Genomic DNA, 22642 nt, shown 5'->3' with positions numbered 1-22642 from the left:
TGACAAAATGGGCAATTTCTCTTTAAAATTGAAAACGGAAAACAACAACAGCATATCTTTTCGTATAATCTCAAGAATCGGCTTGAGAGTCTCTACTCGGTCACCGTAAATGATCAGGCTACGAAATTGGCGGAAAAAGCTCGCAGCGGTCCAGCGGGTATCTTTTTCCCCTTTTTGCAGAGCCTAGGAGAAATGCGATCTATTGCATTTTTACTAGGCTTCTTTGTTTGTTCCACCACATTTTTGGGAGGTTTGTAATCAAAATGGAACGTTTCTTTCGCTTAAAGGAACACGGAACAAATGTCAGAACAGAGATTATGGCGGGGCTGACGACTTTCATGACGATGGCTTACATATTAGCCGTCAATCCAATCATACTAACGCCAGCTGGCTTGGATTGGACTGCCGTGTTTCTTGCAACGGCATTAGCAGCAGGTATCTTCACCATCGCAATGGGCTTGTTCGTTAACTTCCCAGTTGCGCTAGCACCAGGTATGGGTCTTAACGCGTATTTTGCATCGGTCGTTATCGCATCGGCGTCAACGGACGCACCGATCTCACCAGCAATGGGACTAACCGCGGTATTTATTTCAGGTATTATCTTTATCATATTGACGCTTACCCAAATTCGCCAAATGCTTATCACAGCTGTTCCAGACAGCTTGAAGCATGCGATCACAGTCGGTATTGGCTTGTTCATCACCATTATCGGCTTGAAAAACAGCGGAATTATGACAATCGCAGTATCAAGCTTCACAGACATTAAAGCAGGTCAATTCACACCAGTTAGCGGCTCCGAAACCGTTATTCAACTGGGAAGCTTTCATAATGAAACGGTTGTACTTACCGTGATTGCATTGCTTCTTATTGGCGTGCTGATGGTACTGCGTGTACCGGGAGCGCTTTTGTTCGGTATTCTAGGTACAACTGTTATTGCTATTCTAATGGGTCATGTTGATGTGAAAGCAGCATTCACTGGTCAAACATGGGTGCCTGATTTCTCCAAAATGAACTTCTGGCATTTTGACTTTGCAGGCGTATTTGAAGTCGGACTGGTAACGGTTATCCTGACATTTACGTTCGTCGAAATGTTCGATACGTTCGGTACGCTTGTTGGTACAGCAAACCGTGCAGGCTACATGAAGGACGCTGAAAAGGGCAAAAAACGTGTAGGTAAAGCGATGTTTGTTGATGCGATCGGCGTCAGCGGCGGCGCGGTGCTTGGTACAAGTACAGTTACCGCATTCGTAGAAAGCTCTGCAGGTATTGCGCAAGGCGGACGTACAGGCCTAACGGCAGTAACGACAGGCGTTTGCTTCCTGCTTGCTATCTTCTTGTCTCCAATCGTTGCGCTTGTTCCAGGCGCGGCTACAGCTGCTGCACTCATTATCGTAGGCGTGCTGATGATGCAATCCGTAAAAGATATCGATTTTTCAGATATGGTTTATGCGATTCCATCCTTCTTGACACTTGCACTTATGCCGCTTACTTACAACATTGCAAACGGTATTTCGTTCGGTATCGTATCGTACGTATTGCTTGCAACGGTTGCTAATGTAACAGGCAAAGGCAAATACAAGGTTCACTGGCTCATGTGGATTCTAGCGGTGCTCATCATTGGCCGTTACGTATTTATGGGCGGGGAATAAACAAATAATATGGAAGAAGCAGCGCTGGACCGGCGCTGCTTCTTTTTTTTGTAGTTTAGCCTTATGGTGGAGAGACGCAGAGGATAGGGCTGCTTATTTTCGAGCTGAAATTTGATATAATTTTGGAAATAGAGCTGGCTTTGGCAGGCGAGCAGACGGGGGAGAGCATATGTTTCGCGTGGATTTAAACTGCGATATGGGTGAAGGTTTTGGGGTTTACACAGCTGGCCTCGATCACGAGCTGATGAAATATATTACTTCAGCGAATATTGCTTGCGGTTTTCACGCTGGAGATGCAGCGACAATACGGCGCACGGTTAAGCTGGCGCTAGAGAATGATGTAGCTATTGGAGCGCATCCGGGGCTGCCGGATTTGGCAGGCTTCGGTCGAAGGATGATGGCCATAACGCCGGAGGAGGCATATGAGCTGACGGTTTATCAGCTGGGTGCGGTGAGTGCTTTTGCTAAATCAGAAGGCGGAAGCGTCGCACATGTGAAGCCGCATGGCGCTTTGTATAATATGGCTGCGAAGAGCAAACCGTTAGCCGATGCGATAGCAGAGGCAATATATAAGGTTAATCCGAGTCTGATGCTATTCGGATTAGCAGGCAGTGAGCTTATTCACGCAGGCGAAGCTATAGGCTTGCGTACCATTCATGAAGTATTCGCAGACCGAACCTACGAGTCGGACGGCTCACTAACGCCGCGAGGGACGGAAGGTGCTGTTATTGTTGATCCTGTTCACGCTGCAGAGCAAGCGATAAGCATGATCAGGGATGGCGAGGTCAAATCGAGACAGCATCATAGCGTTATTTTGAAGGCGGATACGGTATGCGTGCATGGGGATACGCCAGGCGCAGTAGAGCATGTCATAAGACTGCGGGCGGCATTAGAGGCAGCGAGCATATCTGTTCAGAAGGCGGGTGTATGAGCATGGAGAAGGCTGCAACGGAACCTCAGGCTCCTATTGAAATGCTGCCGCTTGGTGACTCTGCCGTTATTATTCGTTTAGGCAGCTCCATTGACGAAGAAACGAACCGAACGGTCATGAATTTAAGCCGCCATTTGGAGTGGAAACCATTTGCTGGATTCATTGAATGCGTCCCATCCTTTGTCTCGGTGGCGATCCACTATGACCCGCTGCTGGTGAAGAGAAGCCGCACTGCAGCCGAGCTTCAGCATGCTACAATCTTTGAAACGGTATGCGCTAGAGTGCAGACGTATCTATCTATAGAGCAGCTGCACTCTTCCGATCAGGCGGATAGAACGATTGAAATTCCGGTTTGCTATGGCGGAGAGTACGGTCCTGACCTTAGCCTAGTTGCTGAGCTTAACGGACTTCCGGAGGAGGAAGTGATCGCTATACATGCTGGTGGCAGCTACTTGGTCCATATGCTCGGCTTTGCGCCAGGTTTTCCTTATTTGGGAGGAATGTCTGAGCGAATTGCCGCGCCAAGACATCAGACGCCCCGGACGATCATTCCTCAGGGCAGCGTCGGCATAGCTGGCAAGCAGACGGGCATATATTCGGTTGCAACGCCGGGCGGCTGGCAGCTGATCGGCAGAACGCCGCTTGCTCTATTTCGTCCTCAGGACGAAATTCCAAGCTTGCTTAGACCGGGGGACTTGATTAGATTTAAGCCGATAACGGAGCGGCAGTACAAGCTTTATTTAGAAGGTGAATTATGACTATAAAAGTGGTTCGTCCCGGCTTGCTCGTTACTGTACAAGATCTCGGAAGGCATCGGTATCAAAAATACGGCGTAGTCGCAGGCGGGGCTATGGATACGGGAGCTTCGCGTGCGGCTAATCTGTTAGTCGGCAACGAGGATAGTGAGGCGGTGCTGGAAATTACGCTTACCGGAACGGAGCTCTTTATGGAGAAGGATACGCTGCTCGCGATTTGCGGCGCGCGTATGTCTGTTACCGCAGGAGGTGAGACGCTGCCCTTATGGAGACCAGTGCTCGTTCGCGCGGGAATGAGCGTGAAATTCGGAGCTTGCCAATCGGGCTGCCGCTCCTATCTCGCCGTTGCGGGCGGACTTGATGTACCGGAGGTAATGGGAAGCAAAAGTACGTATCTGCGCGGCGCAATCGGAGGTTACTTCGGAAGGGCATTAAAGTCAGGAGATGTACTGGCAGCTAAGGCGCCGAGCTTGCTGTCAGAGCGAATGGAGCATGCTTTGCGCCTGGGATGGAATGGCAGCGTTGCGGTGCCGCTCTGGCATGCGAGTCATTTTGCGATAGCGGACAATCTAGCGGACCCGATCATTCGCGCGATGACGGGCACGCATTACGAGCTGTTTACAGAGACAAGCCGGGCTAGCTTATTTAGCCAGAGCTTCCAGATTTCCGCACAGTCCGATCGGATGGGATATCGGCTCGAAGGAACGGAGAAGATGACGCTCGCGAAGCCGCTTGAGCTGCTTTCGGAGGCTGTCGCAAACGGAACGGTCCAAGTGCCGGCTGGCGGAGAGCCGATCGTGCTGCTGGCGGACAGACAGACAACGGGCGGTTATCTACGTATTGCGCAAGTTGCAACGGTCGATATTCCTGTTTTTGCACAGCTAAAGCCCGGCGACCGTTTTCGGTTCGAGAGGATCACGCAGCAAGAAGCGGAACAGCTTTATTTGGACAGCGAGCGTGATATGAGAATGCTGAAAGCCGCTATAGCACTAAAATTTAATGCCGCGAATGAAAGGGATACAAGATGAACACTGCTCTTAGCGGCTGAGCCTCTTTCCTTGATTTATGGTAGACTACTAATCAAGAAGCAGGAATTACCGAAAGGCACGGCATAGAGGAGTGATAGCAATTGTTCGCACAGCAGCGGCATCAATTAATTATCCAAAAAATAAATAGCGACAAATCGATTCGAGCGTCGGAACTTATGGAATCGTTTGGCGTTTCTTTTGAAACGATAAGGCGCGATCTAGAGCATTTGGAGAACCTAGGCTTATTGCAGAGGGTTCATGGCGGTGCGATTTTAAAAGAGCCGGATTACAGCCGGGAAATCCCGCTGCCGATTCGTGAATCGATTTACTTGACGGAGAAAACGGAATTGTCACAGCTCGCCATTCGATATGTAACGGAAGGAATGTCCATCGCACTTGATGTAAGCACAACCAATACTCAGATTGCGAAGATGCTCAAGACAAAGTTCGAGCGATTGACGATTATTACGAATTCCTTGCCAATCGTAAATGAATTAATCGATGTCCCCGGTTTTACGCTGATCATGATCGGAGGTATTATCCGTCAAGCAGAACAGAGCATTATCGGAGACTTGGCTGAAGAATTCGCTTCCCGCTTTCATGCAGACTTGTTTTTTATGAGCATGAGCGGAGTTACATTGGACGAAGGCATTACCGACAACGCGATTGGTGAAGTACAGGTGAAGAAGATTATGCAAGCAAACGCAAAAAGCACGATCGCGCTTGCAGACAGCAGCAAATTTGATCAAGTCTCCCTGCTCAAGGTGTGCGGTTGCGCGGATGTAGAACGTTTCGTTACAGATTCGAAGATCAGCCTTGATCTAGTCGATAAATATAAACGGAGCGGCATTGAGATTGTTTATGAGTAGAGATGAATAATAAAGGGGACTTTGACTGTCCTTAAGACTCTTGGTTATATACCAAGGGTCTTTTTTTGCTTTCTAATGAAAAGTAAATATTAAGATATTGTAAATGTGTGTGTTTGTGTGATATTGTGTTGGAATATGTGGAACTGATAGTTGAATCTAAATGAGGATCGATGGAGGTGTTTCTTAATTGATTGTTATTTCTCTTATTCTTGTCTTGTGTTCCGGTTTGGCGCATGCGGTGTGGAATATGCTAGCAAAGCAAAGTACGGATAAAGCGTTGTTCTTATGGGTGATTTATATGCCTGCAACTATTGTTTTGCTGCCGACACTCATTAATGAACTTTCGAGTGCGTCACTATCTCAGACACAGTGGCTGTTAATCGGGGCATCGCTAATTATGCAAAGCGTTTATTCGCTGTTGCTCGCTTACACCTATAATGCTGGAGATTTATCGCAAGTGTATCCGATCATGCGGGGGACACCAACCTTGCTTATCCCAGCCATCGGCGTATTGCTATTAAAAGAGACATTGCCTTTGTGGGGGTGGATCGGACTCAGCTTTATGCTGATCGGGTTCATCGTCATGATCGGAAGATCTTCGGGCAAAGGGCATCAGCAGTCTTTCTATAAGCCTGTACTGCTGGCGATGAGCGTTGGGCTATGCATTACCACTTACACGCTTATCGATAAAGTGAATTTGCAGCATCTCTCTCCGCTTGCGCTGCTTGAGGTGACGAATATTGGGTTTGTACTCGGACTGACACCTGCTGTTCTTCGTTCTAAACGGCTTAAGCATGTTATTCGCACTCATATTAATATTATTTGGATTGGCGCTATCTTGTCTCCGGGCTCGTACTTGCTGTTTTTGTTTGCAGCTAGAAATGCCAATATTTCCACAGTTGCGCCTATGCGCGAGGTGGGAATCGTGTTTGGCACGCTCCTTGGTCTATTTGTATTAAAAGAGTCGCAAGGGACTCGCAGAATTACGGCTTCGATCGCTGTAGTTATGGGTATCATTATGATTGCGTCATCAGGGCATTAAACAATAGTACGTGAATACCTAATGGAGAGGGAGTTAGAATGAAGATGGAAAAAGCCAAAGAGCTTCGTTTTCGCAAAGACGGCACTTTTACAATTGTCCAGTTCACAGATATTCATTGGCAGGACGGAGCGGACTTAGATTTGCGTTCCAAGGCTGCGATGGAGCTTGTACTTGAGGCTGAACAACCGGATTTTGTTATGTTTACAGGAGATGTCATTTACACGGGCAGAGGTTCAGACGGGGCAGTCTTATGCCAAGATCCGCTTCAAGCGTTTCGGGACGCGGTTGCCGCTGCCGAGCAGCGAGGCATTCCGTGGGGAATCGTATTCGGCAACCACGATACGGAGAACGATATTACCCGCGACGACCTGATGGGCGAGGTGCTAAAGTACGCTCACACCTTTGCCGAATCGGGACCGCGGGATATCCATGGCACAGGCAACTACGCGTTGCCTGTACATGGGTCTGACAACGATCAAGAGGCTGCTATGCTCTATTGCCTGGATTCTGGCGATTATTCCAAGCTGCCTGGCGTACCCGGCTACGATTGGATTCAGCATGATCAAGTGCAGTGGTACATGGAGCAATCCAAGGCGTGGAAAGCTCGTCATCAGGGCGCTGCATTGCCGGCACTCGCATTCTTTCACATCCCTCTGCCTGAATACCAAGAAGTGTGGGACCGGGAAGTGTGCTATGGCCATAAACATGAGGGGGTATGCGCCGCGCATACGCAAGCAGGTTTCTTCTCAGCGATGTTGGCACAGGGAGACGTGATTGCAACTTTTTGCGGCCATGACCACACGAACGACTATTGGGGAGAGCTTTACGGGATTCGCCTTTATTACGGACGAGCAACAGGATACAACACTTACGGCAAGGAAGGCTTCCCACGGGGTGCCCGCGTGATCCGCTTGACCGAAAACGAACGGAAAGTGGAATCATGGCTGCGTCTTGATGACGGCACGGTCGCCCTGCATCAGCCGGAGCATCAGCCGGAAATCGGATAATACGAGCACTTATAATTAAATAGCCCGAAGAAGCAAAGATGTCCCGAATATTCTTAGGAATCCGGGACATCTTTTTTTTGCGGAAATCATTTCTATTCTTGTTCAGGTAGAGGAATTCCCGGGTCTCGGGCCGAACCCGATGAGGTTGAAATACGGCGTCGCAACAGCATTGTTTAAAGGTTTTCTACAAAAAAGGATATCGTGTAAAGAATCGTAAATCGCTGTTTGTACAAAAATGAATACCGTTATAGCAATTGAAAATGTACGGGGCTGCTAATATCCATTAGATTGGGATTAAGGCGAGCCGGCAACCGGCAGGCGTCTCATAAATAAATTCGTAAAGGGGAGTCACGCATGAAAAGAAGTATTTTTACTAGAATTGCTCTGCTGCTTGCCATCGTATTGATGTTCGGAGGAATTGCAACGGCTTGCTCCAGCGGCAAGTCAGAACAACCCGCTAATAACGCGGCATCCGGCAACGGAGCGAAAGAGAATGCGGGGAAAGGCGATAAATCGGCTGGACCTGTAAAGCTAAAGCTCTGGCATCCTTTAAACCCTAATGCGCAAGCCGTCGTTCAAAGCTTAAGCGATGTAGCGATGGTGCAGGAATGGGAGAAAAAGACGAATGTGAAATTCGACTTTGAACATCCGACGGGCACGGGTGCCGATGCCCAGCAGCAATTCGGCGTGATGGTAGCTTCCAATGTGCTTCCGGATTTGATTGTGTGGAACATGTCCAACTTCCAAGGCGGTCCAGCCAAGCTGTTTCAGGATGGAACGATTATTAAATTAAACGATCTTATTGATCAGCACGCACCGAATTTGAAAAAAATTCTCGAGGAATATCCGCTTATCGCCAAGCAAATTAAAGCGGATAACGGCGATATTTACGTATTCCCTAACCTGAAGGTTGGCGATCACGGCAAATACAAAACGTTCTCCGGCCAGATGATACGGAAGGATTGGCTCGATGAGCTGGGCTTGCAGCTGCCCGAAACGATCGACGAATGGGAGATTGTTCTAAAAACGATTAAAGAGAAAAAAGGCGTCATTCCATATACGTCCGAGAAAGACATGCTTCTAGGATCAAAAAGCTCGATGGACTTTATCGGGGCATACGGCATCGGCAAAGATTTTTATCTGAATGGCGACAAAATTGAGTATGGGCCGCTTCAGCCTGCATTTAAGGACTACTTAGCGCGTATGCAAAAATGGTATAAAGAGGGTTTGATTGATCCGGACTATGCTTCCAACGACAACAAAGCGAAGGAAGCGAAAATCACTTCAGGCAAGGCAGCCGCTACCTTCGGTTACATTGGTGGCAGCATGGGCGCATGGCTTCCTTCCTTGCAGCAGGCGGATCCGAAGGCGATGCTTTCCGCCGTTCAATATCCGGTAATGAATAAAGGAGATGAGCCTAAATTTACGGAAACCGGCTGGGATTACAGCAATACGGGAGCCGTCATCACAAGCGCAAACAAAAATCCGGAAGCTACGATTAAGGCGCTTGATTATTTGTTCAGCGAAGAAGGCGCTATGCTGAAAAACTTCGGTATTGACGGCACAACGTATACGCTGGTGGATGGCCAGCCTAAATTTACGGATTTGATCATGAAAAATCCGGACGGACTGCCGATCGGCCAAGCGATGGCGAAAAACTTCATTGCGAACTATCCGTTCCCGGGTCCGGACGATGACCGTTATAATGACCAATACTATTCGCTCGACGCCCAGAAGGAAGCAGTAAAAGCGTATGCTAAATTCGCGAAAAACTCTGCCTCCGTTCTCATTCCTCCTGTTTCTTTAACGCCGGAGGAAGCAAGCGAATTCAGCAAAATTATGACGGATGTGGATACGTATCGTTCAGAGATTGTCACGAAACTGATTATGGGCACCTCTAGTTTGGACAGCTTCGATAAAGCGATCGAGCAGTTTAAGAAAATGGGAATCGAGCGCGCGATAGAAATTCAGCAAGCCGCTTTCGACCGTTTCAACAAACGTTAAACCGATTGAAGGAAGGGGGGAACACACTCCCCTTCCTTTAAAAATCAATTTCGGTGGAAAGAGAGTGCACCTGCGATGATGAGAAAACTAGCTAACGATCTTGTGAGAAATAAAGCCATCTATTTTATGGTGCTGCCAGTTGTTTTGTATTATTTTATTTTCAAATATCTTCCGATGTACGGTTCGATTATTGCCTTTAAGGATTTCAGTATTGCCAAGGGTGTATGGGGAAGCCCATGGGTTGGCCTTGACAACTTCAAGGACTTTTTTGACAGCATCTACTTTTGGCGGGTGCTGCGCAATACGCTGCTGCTAAGCTTCTATCAGCTCTTGTTTGGTTTTCCAGCGCCGATTATTCTTGCTATTTTGCTTAATGAAATCCGTTTGAAGCTGTTCAAAAACGTCGTTCAAACGGTCGTCTATCTGCCTCACTTTGTATCGCTCATTGTCATTTGCGGACTCATTCTCGATTTTACGAACCGTGATGGGATTATCAGTACGATGATCGAATTTTTCGGGGGTGAACGCACTACTTTGCTTGGCGATGCCGCTAACTTTCGGTTCATTTATGTATTCTCCAGCATATGGCAGGAGCTTGGCTGGTCGTCCATCATCTTCTTGGCGGCGCTCAGCGGCATTAATCCCGAGCTCTACGAAGCGGCTAGAGTCGATGGTGCCGGGAGGTTTAGGCAAATGTGGAGCATTACGCTTCCGGGATTGATTCCAATCATAATGATTTTGCTCATTCTTAGAATCGGGGGACTGATGGATATCGGATTTGAGAAGATTATATTGCTCTACAATCCGAATACCTATGAGACTGCGGATATTATCTCCTCCTTTGTGTACAGGAAAGGGCTTGCGGAAGGCCAGGACTACAGCTTTACTTCTGCTGTCGGCTTGTTTCAAGCAGGCATCAACTTTATTTTGCTCATCAGCGCCAACTGGTTTTCCCGCCGGGTATCCGGGAACCGATTATGGTAAGGGGGAATGGGAACTTGAAAAATAATACGATGACAGACCGCACATTTGATATATTGAACGCCATTCTCATGCTTTTGCTTATCGTCGTCACCATTTATCCTTTTTATCATGTCGTAATGGCTTCCTTAAGCGACTCTAATCGATTGATTGCACATCAAGGCATGCTCCTAGGTCCGCTTGGATTTAGCTGGGAGGCTTACTCCCGCGTGCTCGACAATCCGAATATATTCAGCGGATACCGGAATACGCTCCTGATCCTCTTCTCTGGAACGCTGTTTAACTTGTTTTTCACGGCGCTTGGCGCCTACGGCTTGTCCCGTAAGTTCATGCTGCGCAAACCGATTATGATCGCTATCATATTTACGATGTATTTTAGCGGCGGACTGATTCCCACTTATTTATTGATCAACAACTGGCTGCATATGGGCAACAGCTTGCTGGCGTTAATCGTGCCGGTTGCAATCAGCACATGGAATCTGATCATCATGCGCACCTCCTTCGAGGCGATTCCCGAGAGCTTGATCGAATCTGCCAAAATAGATGGCTCCGGGGAGTTCGGCATTTTGTTCAAAATCGTCGTCCCGCTTTCCATGCCGATTATCGCGGTTATGATTCTTTACTACGGCGTTGCCCACTGGAACTCTTGGTTCAATGCGATGTTGTTTATCCGTGACCGTGAATTATTTCCGCTGCAGATCATTTTACGAGAAATATTGGTCATTAACGATACGAGCTCCATGCAGCTGGGAGACGCGATGGCGGATCAAGAAGGAATCAGGGAAAGCATCAAATATGCCACGATTATGGTTGCGACGCTTCCTATATTGCTTGTGTATCCGTTTCTGCAAAAGTTTTTCGCGAAGGGCGTTATGATCGGTGCGGTAAAAGAGTAGTTGGTATATACTCGGAGTATATTTCTCTGGTGGTGGATGCTCATATGAAACGCAAGGTTTATAAGTTTTGGCTGTACTCGTATTTATTTGTCTTATTTATTCCAATCCTTATTACCTTGATCGTCCTGCTGCAATCACAAGAAATGCTGGTCAAGGAAGTGCGCAGAGCTAACGACACGCTCCTCGATCAGGTTCGGCAATTAGTGGACAATCAGATCACTGACATTCGCAGGTTAGGCACGCAATTATCGTTTGACCCGAAAGTCATGACGTATTTAAACCGTGAAACGTTGGATACGGCGGAAGCCAGGTTCGGCACGATGGAAATGATCTCGAGCCTTCAGTCTTATACGATTGCCAACGGCAATATAACTGATGCCTATATTTATCTCAAGAACAAAGACTATGGGATAACGACAACGACGTTTATGCCGGCAGACAATTTGTATTCCGTGCTCCATAAGGCATCGGGAAAAAGCTTTGCGGAATGGACAGAGTGGCTCCGGGCGAGCCATGCTGGTCTTTTCGTTACATTAAATGAAGGCGCCAAACAAACGGAAAACTCGCTCGTTTACGTACAATCCTTGCCTATTCAAGAGATTAAAGCTGCCCCTGCGACTCTTGTTGTGCTGCTCAATCAGGATCGGCTCAAGCAAGCGATTTCGAAAGTCGGTCTAGCAACCGAGAGTTCGGTTTATATCCTCGATGGCGAGGGCCATCCCATCATGATTACTGGCCCTCAGACTGGACTGGCTGAGCTACCGATACCGAAAATGAGCAATCAACGCGGTTTTCTTACGGAACTAGTGGACGGCAACGATGCGGCCATATCTTATGTGAAGTCGGATACGACGAATTGGACCTATATTTCGGTTTTGCCGGAGCAAGTGTATTCCGCTAAAGTGAAGCTGCTGAAAAATTTGATTTATATTGCGATGCTGCTTTGCATCGGACTGGGCGGACTTAGCGCCTTTTGGCTTACGCGAAGAAATTATGCCCCTATTCAAAATATGATGAATTTTGTTTCAACAAAGGTCAAAACAAACATGATGAATATGCCGAACGAATTTGCGGTTCTGCAATCGTTTATGACCGACAGCGCAGCCATCCAAGATGAAGCAAGTAGAAAGCTGCTCGAGCAGCATCAAGTGCTGCGCAACCAATTTTTGGCCCGTCTGCTGAAAGGCCGGGTGGATATGAGCTCCGCACTGCCGCAAGCCATTGAATCGTTTGATTTTCGGTTCGAGACAGACCGGTTTGCCGTCTTGCTGCTGCAGATCGAAGACTATGAACGGCTGTTTCAGGCGAATCAAGAAATGGATGCGGAGAGGAAGCTTCAATTCGTTTACCTGATCGTTACGAACATTTTTGAGGAGCTGTTATCCGCAGGCCATCGCTCTTATTTCACGGAAGTTGACGGCATGATTGCTTGCGTTGTAAACGTCCTAGGGAAAGAGAAGGAAGCAAAGAAAGAGCTGCTCAAAGTGGCAAATGACGCTAAACGTTTTATTCAAGATAAATTTTTCGTTCGTTTTTCCGTGGGTGTCAGTGATATCCATACGTTTTGGTCGACGCTGCCAAAATGTTACGAGGAAGCGGTCGAGTCTCTGGAATATAAGCTTGTTCTTGGCTCCAACCAAATCATTTCCTATGAATCGATTAAGCGTCCCAAAAATGATTTGTATTATCCGCTCGATACCGAACGTCAATTAATTAACTTGATGGCGGCAGGCAATTACGATGAGGCGGCGGCTGTCCTGCAGCGTATCCTCATTACGAATTTTTCCGAGGGAACGCTGTCCATTCAAATGGGAAAATTGCTGATGTTCGAACTCGTCGGCACGATGCTGAAAGCGGTAGAGCAGCTTCAACTTAGCACGAAAGAAATTATGGTAGAGAAAACGGATTTAATTAAGCAGATTACAGAATGCGAAACCTTCGCAGAGATGGAAGAAGAAATTTTGGACTTCCTAAAGAAAGCCTGTGATTATTTGCAGCAAAAGAAGAAAAGCCATAATACCGATTTGAAGAGCCAAGTTGTCGAGCATGTCCTTCATAACTTGAATGATATGAATATTAGCCTGACGAGCATTTCGCTTGCTTTCGATATTAATCCGACTTACTTATCTCGATTTTTCAAAGAGCAAACCGGAGAGAATCTCGTCGATTTTGTTAATAAGCGGCGTGTCGAAAAAGTGAAATCACTGCTTGCTGAGACCAACCACGCCATTCAAGATATTGCCGAGCAATGCGGCTTTGCAAGCAGCCAATCTTTGCTAAGGGTGTTTAAAAAGTACGAAGGCATAACGCCGGGACAGTATAGGCAGAGTTGGGATGGAAGAGAAGCTCTAGAGCGGTGAGGCTGAGAGCCGTCTTTTATTTTTGAATGATGCCGATATATGGGAAGGGTGAATCCGATGAGCGTATGGCAAACAGCTATTGAGGACGCTTTACAGAAGACGAGACGGAATATCGGCAAATTTGGCGATCAATTTCCACATGTCAGCACGGACGGTGGCCGCTCGTATGAGTTGAACGCTAATGAGGATTGGACCGACGGCTTTTGGTCCGGCATGTTATGGCTTTGTTACGAGCACAGCGGCGATGACGCATTTCGGCAAGCGGCAGCCCGAACCGTTGAAAGCTTCCGGGAGCGTTATGAAGCGGACCGGGTGCTGGATCATCATGATATCGGATTTTTGTACTCGCTGTCGGCTAAAGCACAGTGGATCATAGAAAAGGATGAAGCTGCGAGGCAGCTTGCTTTAAGGGCCGCCGACAAACTAATGGCAAGGTGGCGCGAGCCGGGGCAATATTTTCAAGCGTGGGGACCTGCTGGCGACTCTGTAAACGGCGGCCGCATTATTATCGACTGCATGATGAATCTGCCTTTGCTTTACTGGGCCTTCGAGCAGACAGGCGATGAACGGTACCGCCAGGCTGCGGTGCTCCATGCTGACAAGAGCCGACGTTATCTGGTCCGCGGGGATGACTCGTCCTATCATACCTTTCATTTTGATCAAAAAAATGGCGAACCGATCGGCGGCGATACAGCTCAAGGCTATACGAACGGGTCGACGTGGACACGGGGACAAGCATGGGGTGTATATGGATTCGCGCTGTCGTACCGGTATACGGAGGATCGGCTTTACCTAGAGACGTCAAAAAGGCTGGCGCGGTTTTTCTTGAGCCATCTGCCAGAGGATGAAGTTGCTTATTGGGACTTTAATGCGCCTATCGAGGCTGGAACGCCTCGTGACAGCTCGGCTTCTGCCATCTTTTGCGCCGGTTTGTTGGAGCTGCTCGATCTGATGGATGAGAGTGACCCGGAGCGCGCGTATTTCGAACGCAGAATACGGCTTGCGATGGAGTCGCTTGTACTCAATTATTCGACCATCAATGAGCCGAATGTGGAAGGCCTGATCAAAAGAGGCTCTTACCATGTTCGAGGCGGGTCGTCTCCGGACGATTTTATGATTTGGGGCGATTATTATTATTTGGAAGCTTTGCTTCGCCTAGAGAAGGGGATCAAAGGGTATTGGTACGAAGATCGATAGAATAAAACAGTCGAGCAGGTAAAGCTATCCTGCTCGACTGTTTTTACTTAGGGGATTCCTTCTTTAGACCGGACATGTTTTTAAGAACGAGCATTAGGTTAGCTGGTTTCTCGGCAAGTCGGCGGGTGAAGTAGGGGTACCACATGGCGCCATAAGGGACATAACAGCGGATGCGGTAGCCTTCCTTTGCGAGCTTCGCCTGTTCATTCATGCGGAGACCGTAGAGCATTTGGAACTCGAAGGCGCTTTTGCCAATACGGTTCGTACGCGCATAAGCTTTTACCCAGCTAATGATCGCATCATCATGTGAGGCAATGGCGGTATAGATGCCTTTGTCCAAATGAGCCTTGATCATGCTTTTGAAATTGTCGATGACCTCGTTTTTATCTTGATAGGCAACCTCACTCGATTCTTTGTAGGCGCCTTTAACGAGTCGCAAGCTTATGCGTGCTTGAAGCATATCGTTAACATCCTGCTCCGTTCGGAATAGGTAAGCCTGCAGCACGGTGCCGACATTGGTTAAGCCTTCTTTGTGGAGCCTTTTAACGATATCGATTGTAGCTTGCGTGTAAGGCGTATTCTCCATGTCAATTCGAACGAAGTTTCGATGGCGCCTTGCATGCTTGACTACGTCTCGAATGTTGGCGTAACAAGCCACCTGGTCAAGAGCGAGACCCATTTGAGTAGGCTTCAGCGATACATGAGAATTAGCTTTTCGATCAGCTATGCCTTCGATCAGCTTCAAATATTGATCTCTGTATGCTGATGCCTCGCTTAAGTCCTGTATACCTTCGCCAAGATGGTCGAGCGTTGCCATAATGCCTAGCTTGCCCAGCTTTTCGAGCTCAAGCAAAGCCTCTTCAAGCGTCTCCCCCGCAATAAATCGGCTCGCGAGTTTTTTTCCATACGTAGTTGAAAGCTTTTCTACGAGCGGAATGCCTGTAATCGTCAATAATGATTTGCGGTACCATTTCGATCCAATGCCCATTCGTGCTGCTCCTTTCCGAAGAACAGTAGTAGGGGTCAAAACTTAGGAGTTCGATAATAGTATATTCAGAAATCATCTTCATCGCGCTATGCAGGCCTAATTATTTAAATAACAAAAAGTGCGTCGGCAGCTTGCGAAGCTGTCCGTCGGAAGGCTTATTAATGACTCTTCCGTTAAAAATGAGCGAGGACGAGCCGCCGCCATCCAGGTTGTAGCCGTCAACGGCGCCATAGCGCTGCAGCAATAGCTGCATTTCACCAAGCGTAGCCCCTGAGCTGCCAGATTCGTTATAGCCGTCAGCTACAAGAAATAGCAGCTGATCATCCTTGAAATTAGCAATGACGGTTCGTGGCGCGCGTTTTGGACTCGTCTGCCATTTGGATGGGATCGGTTGTGGAGATCCGCCGCGCAGCAGTACAGGAACAAAGGATGCACCGAATTTCGGGTTTTTGGCATCCAGCTGTTGTTTGCTTGCGAATTTTCCTCCGATGAGCTCATTTTGTTCGTTTAAGCCTACAAAAAACAAATCCGCACGCGGCGGTTCGAAGCTTGTCACGTAATCTCCGTCCACAATGGTTGTGCTTAGCGGATATCTTTTGCCTCGTCCATCTGCAAAGCCGCCTGCATTAATGCCGGCAACAGCTCCATGCCGGTTGACTGCAGCGAGCGTAGACTCCGCTTGTCCAAGCTCTTCACCGCCGAGCGACATCGTCATCGCATCTTTGCTCTTAAGCTTTACCTTGAGCGCGTACGCCGAGAAGTTTTCTGCTTTTATGTAGAAAAGCTGTGCTCTTAGCTTGTCCGATTCAATTGTACCGGCGACCTTGCCAAGCTTGCTCGTAATATTGCGGTCATAAATTTGCAAAGGTCTCATTGCCTGCGATGCAGCCATAGAAGATATCTTTGCCATATCGGCATTTGTTTCTTTGTACAGCTTCAGCTGTCTTTGAATGGACTCTCGTGTTTGTGATGCGGTCTCCTGTGCGAGGTCAAGGCCGGCAGCGGCATGCTTAATATCGGATTCGGGAAGCCTTGTTTGCTCGGTAATGGGCTTTGGAAAGGCTTCAGCAGATAATTGAATAACGATATCGGACAATAACAGCCAGATCATAATGCCTAGAAAAGGTGCACAGGCAAGCAGTGCAGTTCGATTTAACGCTTTGACGGTTATATTCATTTGAGCACGTCCAAGCTCTTTTGCAGCTCATTAAGCTGTTTTTTCACTTCATTCAACTGCGTATACAGCTTGTTGCTGTTGTCCGTTTTGGAAGCGGCGTTGTCCTTTGTGAACGTAAGCAGTTCATTTAGCGCATCGACTTTTGCCTTTAGCTCAGCAAGATCTGCGGTGTAGTCGGTTTCGAGCTTCAGCATGCGAGCCTCATAAGCTTGCTGCATAGCCGCAATTTGGCCAGCGGTTTGCTGCTCCAAGTTTGCGGATAACGTCTGCTGAATCCGTTCGGTATACCATTTGGCGCCCAATATGCCGGAGCATATAATAATGACCCATATGCAGACAAAAAGAAGGAAGGTACGGTTTCCTTTCTTTCTGCGTGTTTTCTTATCGTATTGGCTGGCAGTGCGTTGTTCCAAAATCAAATCACTCATTCTATTCATTCACCTCTCTTGATAGTCACTTGCACGAAAGATCGGATGAACGAACTGCTAGCAAGGGTACATAGATTAGACTTCAATTGCTCCTAAATAGTTGCGGATGTCATCTTATTGTAACAAAGACAAACGTAGATGTCCTTTGCGATATATGGGAATTACCTGTAAATTTCAAATCGGACCGGAACATTCTCCCTCCTTTCGGCGTCTAACCATAAGGGATGCGGCAGCCGATGCCGCAAATTGGAAGGAGAACAAGATGAAAACACAGAATTGGTTTAAGCAAATGACTAAGCGAGTTCTCATAGCAGGCTTACTCGTTTCGCTGGCAGGTACTGGATTTGGAGTGAAGGAGGAAGCTAATGCAGCTGAGCGTCAGCCGATAAAGGTAGAGTTTGTGCATGGTTCGAAAAAAATGACGATAAACGGCAAGGCGCAGCAAATGACGGCGCCGCTGCCGGTAGTAAAGGGAGTTACGATGATTCCTGTTCGGACGATTGCTGCTTCCGTTGGAGCAAGCGTTTATGCTGATAGTAAAGGCACTCATATCGATACTTATTTCAACAAAGTTACACTGAACAATAATATGCGCGGTGCGAATCGCAACGGAAGCTATGTTGTACTGCCTAATGCAGCTACACAAATTAATGGAACGATGCATGTGCCTCTATCAGCAGTCAAGCTGCTGTGGAATGCCACTTATGTGTTTAATGCACAGCTTAAGCAAATTAGCATAACGATTCAGCCGGAGCCAAACGTGCCGCCAGTAGCCCGCTTCGAAGCTCCGTATGAGGTGAAGCTCGGGGAGCCTATCGAATTTAAGGATTTGAGTTACGACCCTGATGGCAAAATCGTGAAGACAGAATGGACCGGTCGTAAAAGTACATATTTTGAGCCAGGTGTTTATACCGTTACTCAAAGTGTCTACGACAATGATGGCGCACGAAGTGAAGTCGTGTCTCAAGATATTCGTGTAACAGAAGAGGTTATGTATACGCCTTATGAATACTACATGCGTTATGGTAACCCGGGCGATAAATTTGAAGTTGACGGGAAACTAATGAACACCTTCAAAGAGGTGGATACGATTGAATCCAAAGGCGGCCGCACATTGTATATGTCGAATGCGCCGGAGCGTTTCTTTGGAGAAGGTTTGCTGTACGAAGATACTTTGAATGATGCAAGTCGTTTATTCCTTCATCATCGCAACGGCTCTGACGAGCGATTGAAGCTGGCGGTTGTGGTTACGAATAACGAAAGCGAAAGCGTAAAGCTGACGATTGGCAACCGCGGACTTGCTGGACCAAGCGTCAGTGCAATGCAATTTGGATCAGCTGCAGTGGCTAGATATTTTGCAAGCTCACAGCCGCGCGAGATGATTATTGAGCCTGGTACTTCCGCTGTGCTGCTGCCGGAGCTTGAGAAAATTATTATGAATCCAGACGAAGGTTTCTCGGGCTTGCTTGATGTCGATATGGACGGAAAGCTGACATTTTCCACGATGGCGCTTAAAGTAGACACCGACCCGATTAGTGCAGTGTCTATGGTTACTGAACTGGAGAAGGTCGGAAATCGCGGCAAGTTCTTCGATACCGATCAATATATTGAAGTGAATGAGAAGGTTGGCGTTACAGAAAGCAAGCTGCGCTTAGGTCAACGTGGTCCTGCTATGGCAGGTGTAGATGCATTGACAGGCGGAATGACAATTAACGGCGGGGAATATGGTGCCGTGACGACCGTCAAGCTCAAAAATGTCGCTTGGGGAACGCGGATTATTCTTAATCCTCGAGCGGGAATTTTCCAAGGCGCAGTTAGTGTAAATGGAAAAGTGGTGTACGTCCCTTCAGGCGGTCATGTGAAGGTAGGCGAAGGAGCATTGATCTATACGCAACCGAATCAACCCGCTGGAGCAGCTGGCATGCAGCCTGCGCCAGAAGTAACGATTCAATATTCATCACCGGGCGCAAGCTCATTACCGATCTTATTCGTATTTTTTCCAGGCTCGGACTATAAATAACCAATAGAAGGAGGAAACGTCGCTGTCAAGCGATGTTTCCTCCTTTTTTTGTTGTTAGCCCACCTAGTATTGTATAATAGAGATTCATTATCATTTGAACCAACTAGGAGGATGATCAGCATGGATCAACCAATTACAAATAACGGCGCGAGCCGAAAAGAAGCAAAAGCAATGTTCGCAGGAGGCTGCTTCTGGTGCATGGTATCGCCATTCGAGGAAATGCCGGGTATTATATCGGTCGTATCCGGATATACGGGTGGACATACGGTAAACCCAACGTATCAGGAGGTATGCTCGGAGACGACAGGTCATGCGGAAGCGGTACAAATTACGTATGATCCTGCGATCTTCCCTTATGAGAAGCTGCTTGATATTTTTTGGAAGCAAATCGACCCTACGGATGCAGGCGGTCAGTTCCATGATCGCGGTGAATCTTATCGAACAGGTATTTATTATTATGATGAAGAGCAGCGCGAGCTGGCGGAAGCTTCTAGACAAGAGCTTGAAGCTAGCGGTCGCTTCGACCGGCCAATCGTAACGGAAATCGAACCGGCGCAAGCTTTTTATCCGGCAGAGGACTATCACCAGGGCTATCACAAATCGAATCCGTATCGTTACAAAATGTATCGTAAAGGCTCTGGCCGCGACGCTTTTATTTCACAAAACTGGGCGATTAAGAAAGACCCTGCAGAATTGAAGCAGCGTCTTACGCCGATCCAGTATGAGGTCACACAAAACAGTGGAACAGAGCGCCCATTCACAGGGGAGTATTGGGATCACACCGAGGATGGCATTTATGTAGATATCGTTTCTGGAGAACCGCTGTTCAGCTCCCGCGATAAGTACGATGCTGGCTGCGGTTGGCCGAGCTTCACGAAGCCGCTGCAAGCAGCAGCTGTTTCTGAGCATACGGACTCCTCGCATTATATGGTACGGGTCGAGGTTCGCAGCAAAGAGGGCGATTCTCATCTCGGTCATGTATTTGATGATGGACCGCAGCCGACGGGGCTTCGTTATTGCATCAATTCCGCCTCACTGCGTTTTATCGGCAAGGATAAGCTGGAGGAAGAAGGATACGGCGAATATTTGCATCTGTTTGAGCAATAAGTTTTTAAGCATCTTATTATAGACATTTGGGTGGAGGAGAAGCTGAAATGAACATAGAAGAAGCGATTCGCACGAGAAGAACGATTGGAAGAGTGAAGAAGGACCCTGTTGACCGTGCACTTATTGAACGGTTGTTGGATGCAGCTGTTTGGGCGCCTAGCCATCATAATACGCAGCCTTGGTCATTTATTGTGATGACGGGTGAAGGCAGAGGGCGGCTTGCAGAAGGATATGCGCGCGTATCCGCGGCCGCTGTTCCTGAGCTGAGCGGACAGCCGCTTGAGGATCGTTTGGCTAAAGAACGTACCAAAGCATTCCGTGCTCCAGTCGTTATTGCGGCAGTATGCTCACCGTCGGATGATCCGCGCGCTGTTCTGGCAGAGGAGCTTGCTGCTGCTCAAGTAGCGGTGCAAAATTTGCTGCTTTCAGCACATGCGAATGGACTTGGGGCGATATGGCGTTCAGGCGATCCAATGTACCACCCGATTATGAGAGAAACATTCGGCCTGCGTGAACAAGATCAAATCGTAGGTTTTATTTACCTAGGTTATCCGGATATGACGGCTCCAGAGCCGCAGCGTGTACCTGCCACTGCAAAAACGGTGTGGTTGGTTTAATAAATAAAAAAAAAGCCGTACCGTTCGATTATGCCGAACGATACGGTCTTCTTTTTATCTGTATTAAGTCATTAATCATATGAGCTTTTTTACTTTAAAATTGGCTTGCAGCACATACCAGTTTTGCGGGAACGGTACGCCGAGCACCCAATAACCGATGCCGCGAAGCTTATATATTTTGACAAGATTGAATTTGGCCTGAACGCTGCGTGCATCCTCATACCAGACCACATGCTCTCGGCCTTCCTTGTCGTAATAGTTATAGTAAGGTGATTGTCCCTCATCATCATATTGAATGGTGGCTCCGTAAGTATTCGCACGAATTACCGCTTCATGCGGACTGATCGTTGGTGCCCACTTTCCGCCTTGGACGTAGGGAAGTGTCCAATCGTAGCCATACAAAGGCATGCCCATTACGATTTTTTGGGGAGGAATAACGCTGAGGGCATATTGCAGCACCTTGTTGACCTCGTTAAGTGGTGCGACGGCTCGCGGCGGCCCGCCCGACCAGCCCCATTCATAGGTCATGAGAATAACAAAATCGGCGATGCTGCCTAGAGCCTGGTAATCATGCGCTTCATATAGTGTGCCTGCTTGGTCGGCATTCAGCTTGGGCGCGAGGCAAACGGATACGAGATAATTTTCCGGGTGCAGGCTGTCGACGAGATTTTGAATAAAATGTTGAAATAACTCACGATCGGCAGGCGGAACATATTCGAAATCAACATTGAGTGCTAGATAACCTTTCTGCTTCATCATAACGAGAATGCTCGTTATGAGCTTTTTTTGAAGCCCGGCATCTGCGAGCACCGCATGGGCAGTATCAGGACTGAATGTGCCGTTTTCGAAATTAGTTAGAACCATCATAGGCGTTGTTTGTGTCTGGTAGGCAGCATTTATAATAGCTGAATCATCTAAAAGCGTAAAAGTACCGTCAGCCTGTACACGGTAACTGAATGGGTTTAAATAGGTTAGATGTTGGCCAATGTCCTCAATTAAACGAACACCGGCAGCGTCAAATTTCTGTGTATAGGCGTTTACTTCAATTGTTGGCCGCGCGGTTTGAGGAATAACGAGTGTTTGCCCCGGGTAAATAAGGGCGGGATTAGAGATTTTGTTTATTTTCGCGAGCTCCTGCAGTGTAACGCCATATCGCTGGGCGATTAGCCAGAGCGATTCACCGTAATGTACTTTATGAATGCTTGCATCAGTTGGAATAATAAGCGCCTGACCAATAACGAGTACGTTCGGATCGCTAAGGCCGTTTGCATCTGTGATGTCGCTTATCGACAAATCGTATAGTTGAGAAAGCTTATAAATGGAATCTCCTTTTTGCACGACATGAATATGCACCTTATTCGAGCCTCCTTTTTAAAATGGTTAGCTATTGCGGTCTCGGCTGCGGTGCCTGCCTGAATGCTAAGAAAAGACTCTTTTATAATGTATTCATTAAATGGCTCTCGCATTCGAATGGGAAATGACAATCCGCTCGCTTAAGGCAGACGGAGAAATGGGAATGATAAGGAAGAGGCCAAAGAAAAAGTACGACAGCCAATACGAATGGGGGTTGTACAGAATAGTAAAGA

At 47.7% G+C, this 22642-nt stretch carries 19 protein-coding genes and 1 riboswitch; of the genes, 15 read left to right on the top strand and 4 right to left on the bottom strand.

Translation table 11 applies throughout. From position 1 onward, the window contains the following. Positions 1 to 40: 40 nt before the first annotated feature. A riboswitch (purine riboswitch) is annotated at positions 41 to 141 on the top strand. Positions 142 to 263: 122 nt separating this feature from the next. The 12 genes from BK120_RS29690 (at position 264) to BK120_RS29635 (ending at position 14719) form a co-directional block, all read left to right on the top strand. Further along, positions 264 to 1649 carry an NCS2 family permease gene (locus BK120_RS29690; RefSeq protein WP_076271118.1) on the top strand — a complete coding sequence of 462 codons (1386 nt, stop codon included), beginning with the start codon at positions 264 to 266 and terminating at the stop codon, positions 1647 to 1649. 169 nt (positions 1650 to 1818) lie between these two features. Beyond that, positions 1819 to 2580: a 5-oxoprolinase subunit PxpA gene (locus BK120_RS29685; protein WP_076271117.1), complete on the top strand. Its 762-nt coding sequence runs from the start codon at positions 1819 to 1821 to the stop codon at positions 2578 to 2580. 2 nt (positions 2581 to 2582) lie between these two features. Continuing rightward, positions 2583 to 3338: a 5-oxoprolinase subunit PxpB gene (gene pxpB / locus BK120_RS29680; RefSeq protein ID WP_076271151.1), complete on the top strand. Its 756-nt coding sequence runs from the start codon at positions 2583 to 2585 to the stop codon at positions 3336 to 3338. After that, positions 3335 to 4363 carry a 5-oxoprolinase subunit C family protein gene (locus tag BK120_RS29675; protein ID WP_076271116.1) on the top strand — a complete coding sequence of 343 codons (1029 nt, stop codon included), beginning with the start codon at positions 3335 to 3337 and terminating at the stop codon, positions 4361 to 4363. Before pxpB ends, BK120_RS29675 begins: the two co-directional genes overlap by 4 nt. Before the next feature lie 101 nt (positions 4364 to 4464). Then, positions 4465 to 5232 (top strand): DeoR/GlpR family DNA-binding transcription regulator, encoded by a 768-nt coding sequence (locus BK120_RS29670; RefSeq protein ID WP_076271115.1) that lies wholly within the window; start codon positions 4465 to 4467, stop codon positions 5230 to 5232. A 187-nt stretch (positions 5233 to 5419) separates the two neighbouring features. Continuing rightward, entirely contained in the window at positions 5420 to 6274 is an 855-nt protein-coding gene (locus BK120_RS29665) for a DMT family transporter (RefSeq protein WP_076271114.1), read from the top strand. A 38-nt stretch (positions 6275 to 6312) separates the two neighbouring features. After that, entirely contained in the window at positions 6313 to 7281 is a 969-nt protein-coding gene (locus BK120_RS29660) for a metallophosphoesterase (RefSeq protein WP_256711066.1), read from the top strand. A gap of 354 nt (positions 7282 to 7635) precedes the next feature. After that, positions 7636 to 9285 (top strand): type 2 periplasmic-binding domain-containing protein, encoded by a 1650-nt coding sequence (locus BK120_RS29655; protein WP_076271113.1) that lies wholly within the window; start codon positions 7636 to 7638, stop codon positions 9283 to 9285. A gap of 78 nt (positions 9286 to 9363) precedes the next feature. Then, positions 9364 to 10269: an ABC transporter permease gene (locus BK120_RS29650; protein WP_076271149.1), complete on the top strand. Its 906-nt coding sequence runs from the start codon at positions 9364 to 9366 to the stop codon at positions 10267 to 10269. Between the two features lie 29 nt (positions 10270 to 10298). Continuing rightward, positions 10299 to 11162: a carbohydrate ABC transporter permease gene (locus BK120_RS29645; RefSeq protein ID WP_256711070.1), complete on the top strand. Its 864-nt coding sequence runs from the start codon at positions 10299 to 10301 to the stop codon at positions 11160 to 11162. 44 nt (positions 11163 to 11206) lie between these two features. After that, entirely contained in the window at positions 11207 to 13522 is a 2316-nt protein-coding gene (locus tag BK120_RS29640) for a helix-turn-helix domain-containing protein (protein ID WP_076271111.1), read from the top strand. Between the two features lie 57 nt (positions 13523 to 13579). Further along, positions 13580 to 14719: a glycoside hydrolase family 88 protein gene (locus tag BK120_RS29635; protein WP_076271110.1), complete on the top strand. Its 1140-nt coding sequence runs from the start codon at positions 13580 to 13582 to the stop codon at positions 14717 to 14719. 43 nt (positions 14720 to 14762) lie between these two features. On the opposite strand, the gene BK120_RS29630 is transcribed toward BK120_RS29635, so the two are convergent. From BK120_RS29630 to BK120_RS29620, 3 genes are all read right to left on the bottom strand, one after another. Continuing rightward, entirely contained in the window at positions 14763 to 15707 is a 945-nt protein-coding gene (locus BK120_RS29630; RefSeq protein WP_076271109.1) for a proline dehydrogenase family protein, read from the bottom strand. 100 nt (positions 15708 to 15807) lie between these two features. Continuing rightward, on the bottom strand, positions 15808 to 16884 hold the full coding sequence (locus BK120_RS29625) for a phosphodiester glycosidase family protein (protein WP_076271108.1): 1077 nt from the start codon (positions 16882 to 16884) through the stop codon (positions 15808 to 15810). Next, complete coding sequence (locus BK120_RS29620) at positions 16881 to 17312, bottom strand: hypothetical protein (protein ID WP_076271107.1); 432 nt, start codon at positions 17310 to 17312, stop codon at positions 16881 to 16883. Before BK120_RS29620 ends, BK120_RS29625 begins: the two co-directional genes overlap by 4 nt. A 262-nt stretch (positions 17313 to 17574) precedes the next feature. Here BK120_RS29620 and BK120_RS29615 point away from each other — a divergent pair, with 262 nt between their 5' ends. The 3 genes from BK120_RS29615 to BK120_RS29605 all read left to right on the top strand — a co-directional run bounded on the left by BK120_RS29615 (position 17575) and on the right by BK120_RS29605 (position 21056). Beyond that, a complete protein-coding gene (locus BK120_RS29615; protein WP_076271106.1) occupies positions 17575 to 19332 on the top strand; it encodes a stalk domain-containing protein in 1758 nt (585 codons plus the stop codon). A 120-nt stretch (positions 19333 to 19452) separates the two neighbouring features. Then, positions 19453 to 20439 carry a peptide-methionine (S)-S-oxide reductase MsrA gene (gene msrA / locus BK120_RS29610; protein WP_083682630.1) on the top strand — a complete coding sequence of 329 codons (987 nt, stop codon included), beginning with the start codon at positions 19453 to 19455 and terminating at the stop codon, positions 20437 to 20439. Between the two features lie 47 nt (positions 20440 to 20486). Continuing rightward, positions 20487 to 21056 (top strand): nitroreductase family protein, encoded by a 570-nt coding sequence (locus tag BK120_RS29605; RefSeq protein ID WP_076271104.1) that lies wholly within the window; start codon positions 20487 to 20489, stop codon positions 21054 to 21056. A 75-nt stretch (positions 21057 to 21131) separates the two neighbouring features. Here BK120_RS29605 and BK120_RS29600 read toward each other — a convergent pair whose 3' ends face one another. Next, positions 21132 to 22409, bottom strand: a complete 1278-nt coding sequence (locus tag BK120_RS29600; protein WP_076271103.1) for a LysM peptidoglycan-binding domain-containing protein — start codon at positions 22407 to 22409, stop codon at positions 21132 to 21134. Positions 22410 to 22642: the final 233 nt, after the last annotated feature.

The organism is Paenibacillus sp. FSL A5-0031 (assembly GCF_001956295.1).
GTDB lineage: Bacteria > Bacillota > Bacilli > Paenibacillales > Paenibacillaceae > Pristimantibacillus.
Note: the sequence above shows the minus strand (reverse complement) of the source record. Positions and strands in the feature narration are given on the sequence as shown.

What these genes read in the sequence shown, in the direction of transcription:
- BK120_RS29690 (WP_076271118.1), top strand. Translation starts at nt 264, where the DNA reads ATGGAACGTTTCTTTCGCTTAAAGGAACACGGAACAAATGTCAGAACA.
- BK120_RS29685 (WP_076271117.1), top strand. Translation starts at nt 1,819, where the DNA reads ATGTTTCGCGTGGATTTAAACTGCGATATGGGTGAAGGTTTTGGGGTT.
- pxpB (WP_076271151.1), top strand. Translation starts at nt 2,583, where the DNA reads ATGGAGAAGGCTGCAACGGAACCTCAGGCTCCTATTGAAATGCTGCCG.
- BK120_RS29675 (WP_076271116.1), top strand. Translation starts at nt 3,335, where the DNA reads ATGACTATAAAAGTGGTTCGTCCCGGCTTGCTCGTTACTGTACAAGAT.
- BK120_RS29660 (WP_256711066.1), top strand. Translation starts at nt 6,313, where the DNA reads ATGAAGATGGAAAAAGCCAAAGAGCTTCGTTTTCGCAAAGACGGCACT.
- BK120_RS29655 (WP_076271113.1), top strand. Translation starts at nt 7,636, where the DNA reads ATGAAAAGAAGTATTTTTACTAGAATTGCTCTGCTGCTTGCCATCGTA.
- BK120_RS29650 (WP_076271149.1), top strand. Translation starts at nt 9,364, where the DNA reads ATGAGAAAACTAGCTAACGATCTTGTGAGAAATAAAGCCATCTATTTT.
- BK120_RS29645 (WP_256711070.1), top strand. Translation starts at nt 10,299, where the DNA reads ATGACAGACCGCACATTTGATATATTGAACGCCATTCTCATGCTTTTG.
- BK120_RS29640 (WP_076271111.1), top strand. Translation starts at nt 11,207, where the DNA reads ATGAAACGCAAGGTTTATAAGTTTTGGCTGTACTCGTATTTATTTGTC.
- BK120_RS29635 (WP_076271110.1), top strand. Translation starts at nt 13,580, where the DNA reads ATGAGCGTATGGCAAACAGCTATTGAGGACGCTTTACAGAAGACGAGA.
- BK120_RS29630 (WP_076271109.1), bottom strand. Translation starts at nt 15,707, where the DNA reads ATGGGCATTGGATCGAAATGGTACCGCAAATCATTATTGACGATTACA.
- BK120_RS29625 (WP_076271108.1), bottom strand. Translation starts at nt 16,884, where the DNA reads ATGAATATAACCGTCAAAGCGTTAAATCGAACTGCACTGCTTGCCTGT.
- BK120_RS29620 (WP_076271107.1), bottom strand. Translation starts at nt 17,312, where the DNA reads ATGAGTGATTTGATTTTGGAACAACGCACTGCCAGCCAATACGATAAG.
- BK120_RS29615 (WP_076271106.1), top strand. Translation starts at nt 17,575, where the DNA reads ATGAAAACACAGAATTGGTTTAAGCAAATGACTAAGCGAGTTCTCATA.
- msrA (WP_083682630.1), top strand. Translation starts at nt 19,453, where the DNA reads ATGGATCAACCAATTACAAATAACGGCGCGAGCCGAAAAGAAGCAAAA.
- BK120_RS29605 (WP_076271104.1), top strand. Translation starts at nt 20,487, where the DNA reads ATGAACATAGAAGAAGCGATTCGCACGAGAAGAACGATTGGAAGAGTG.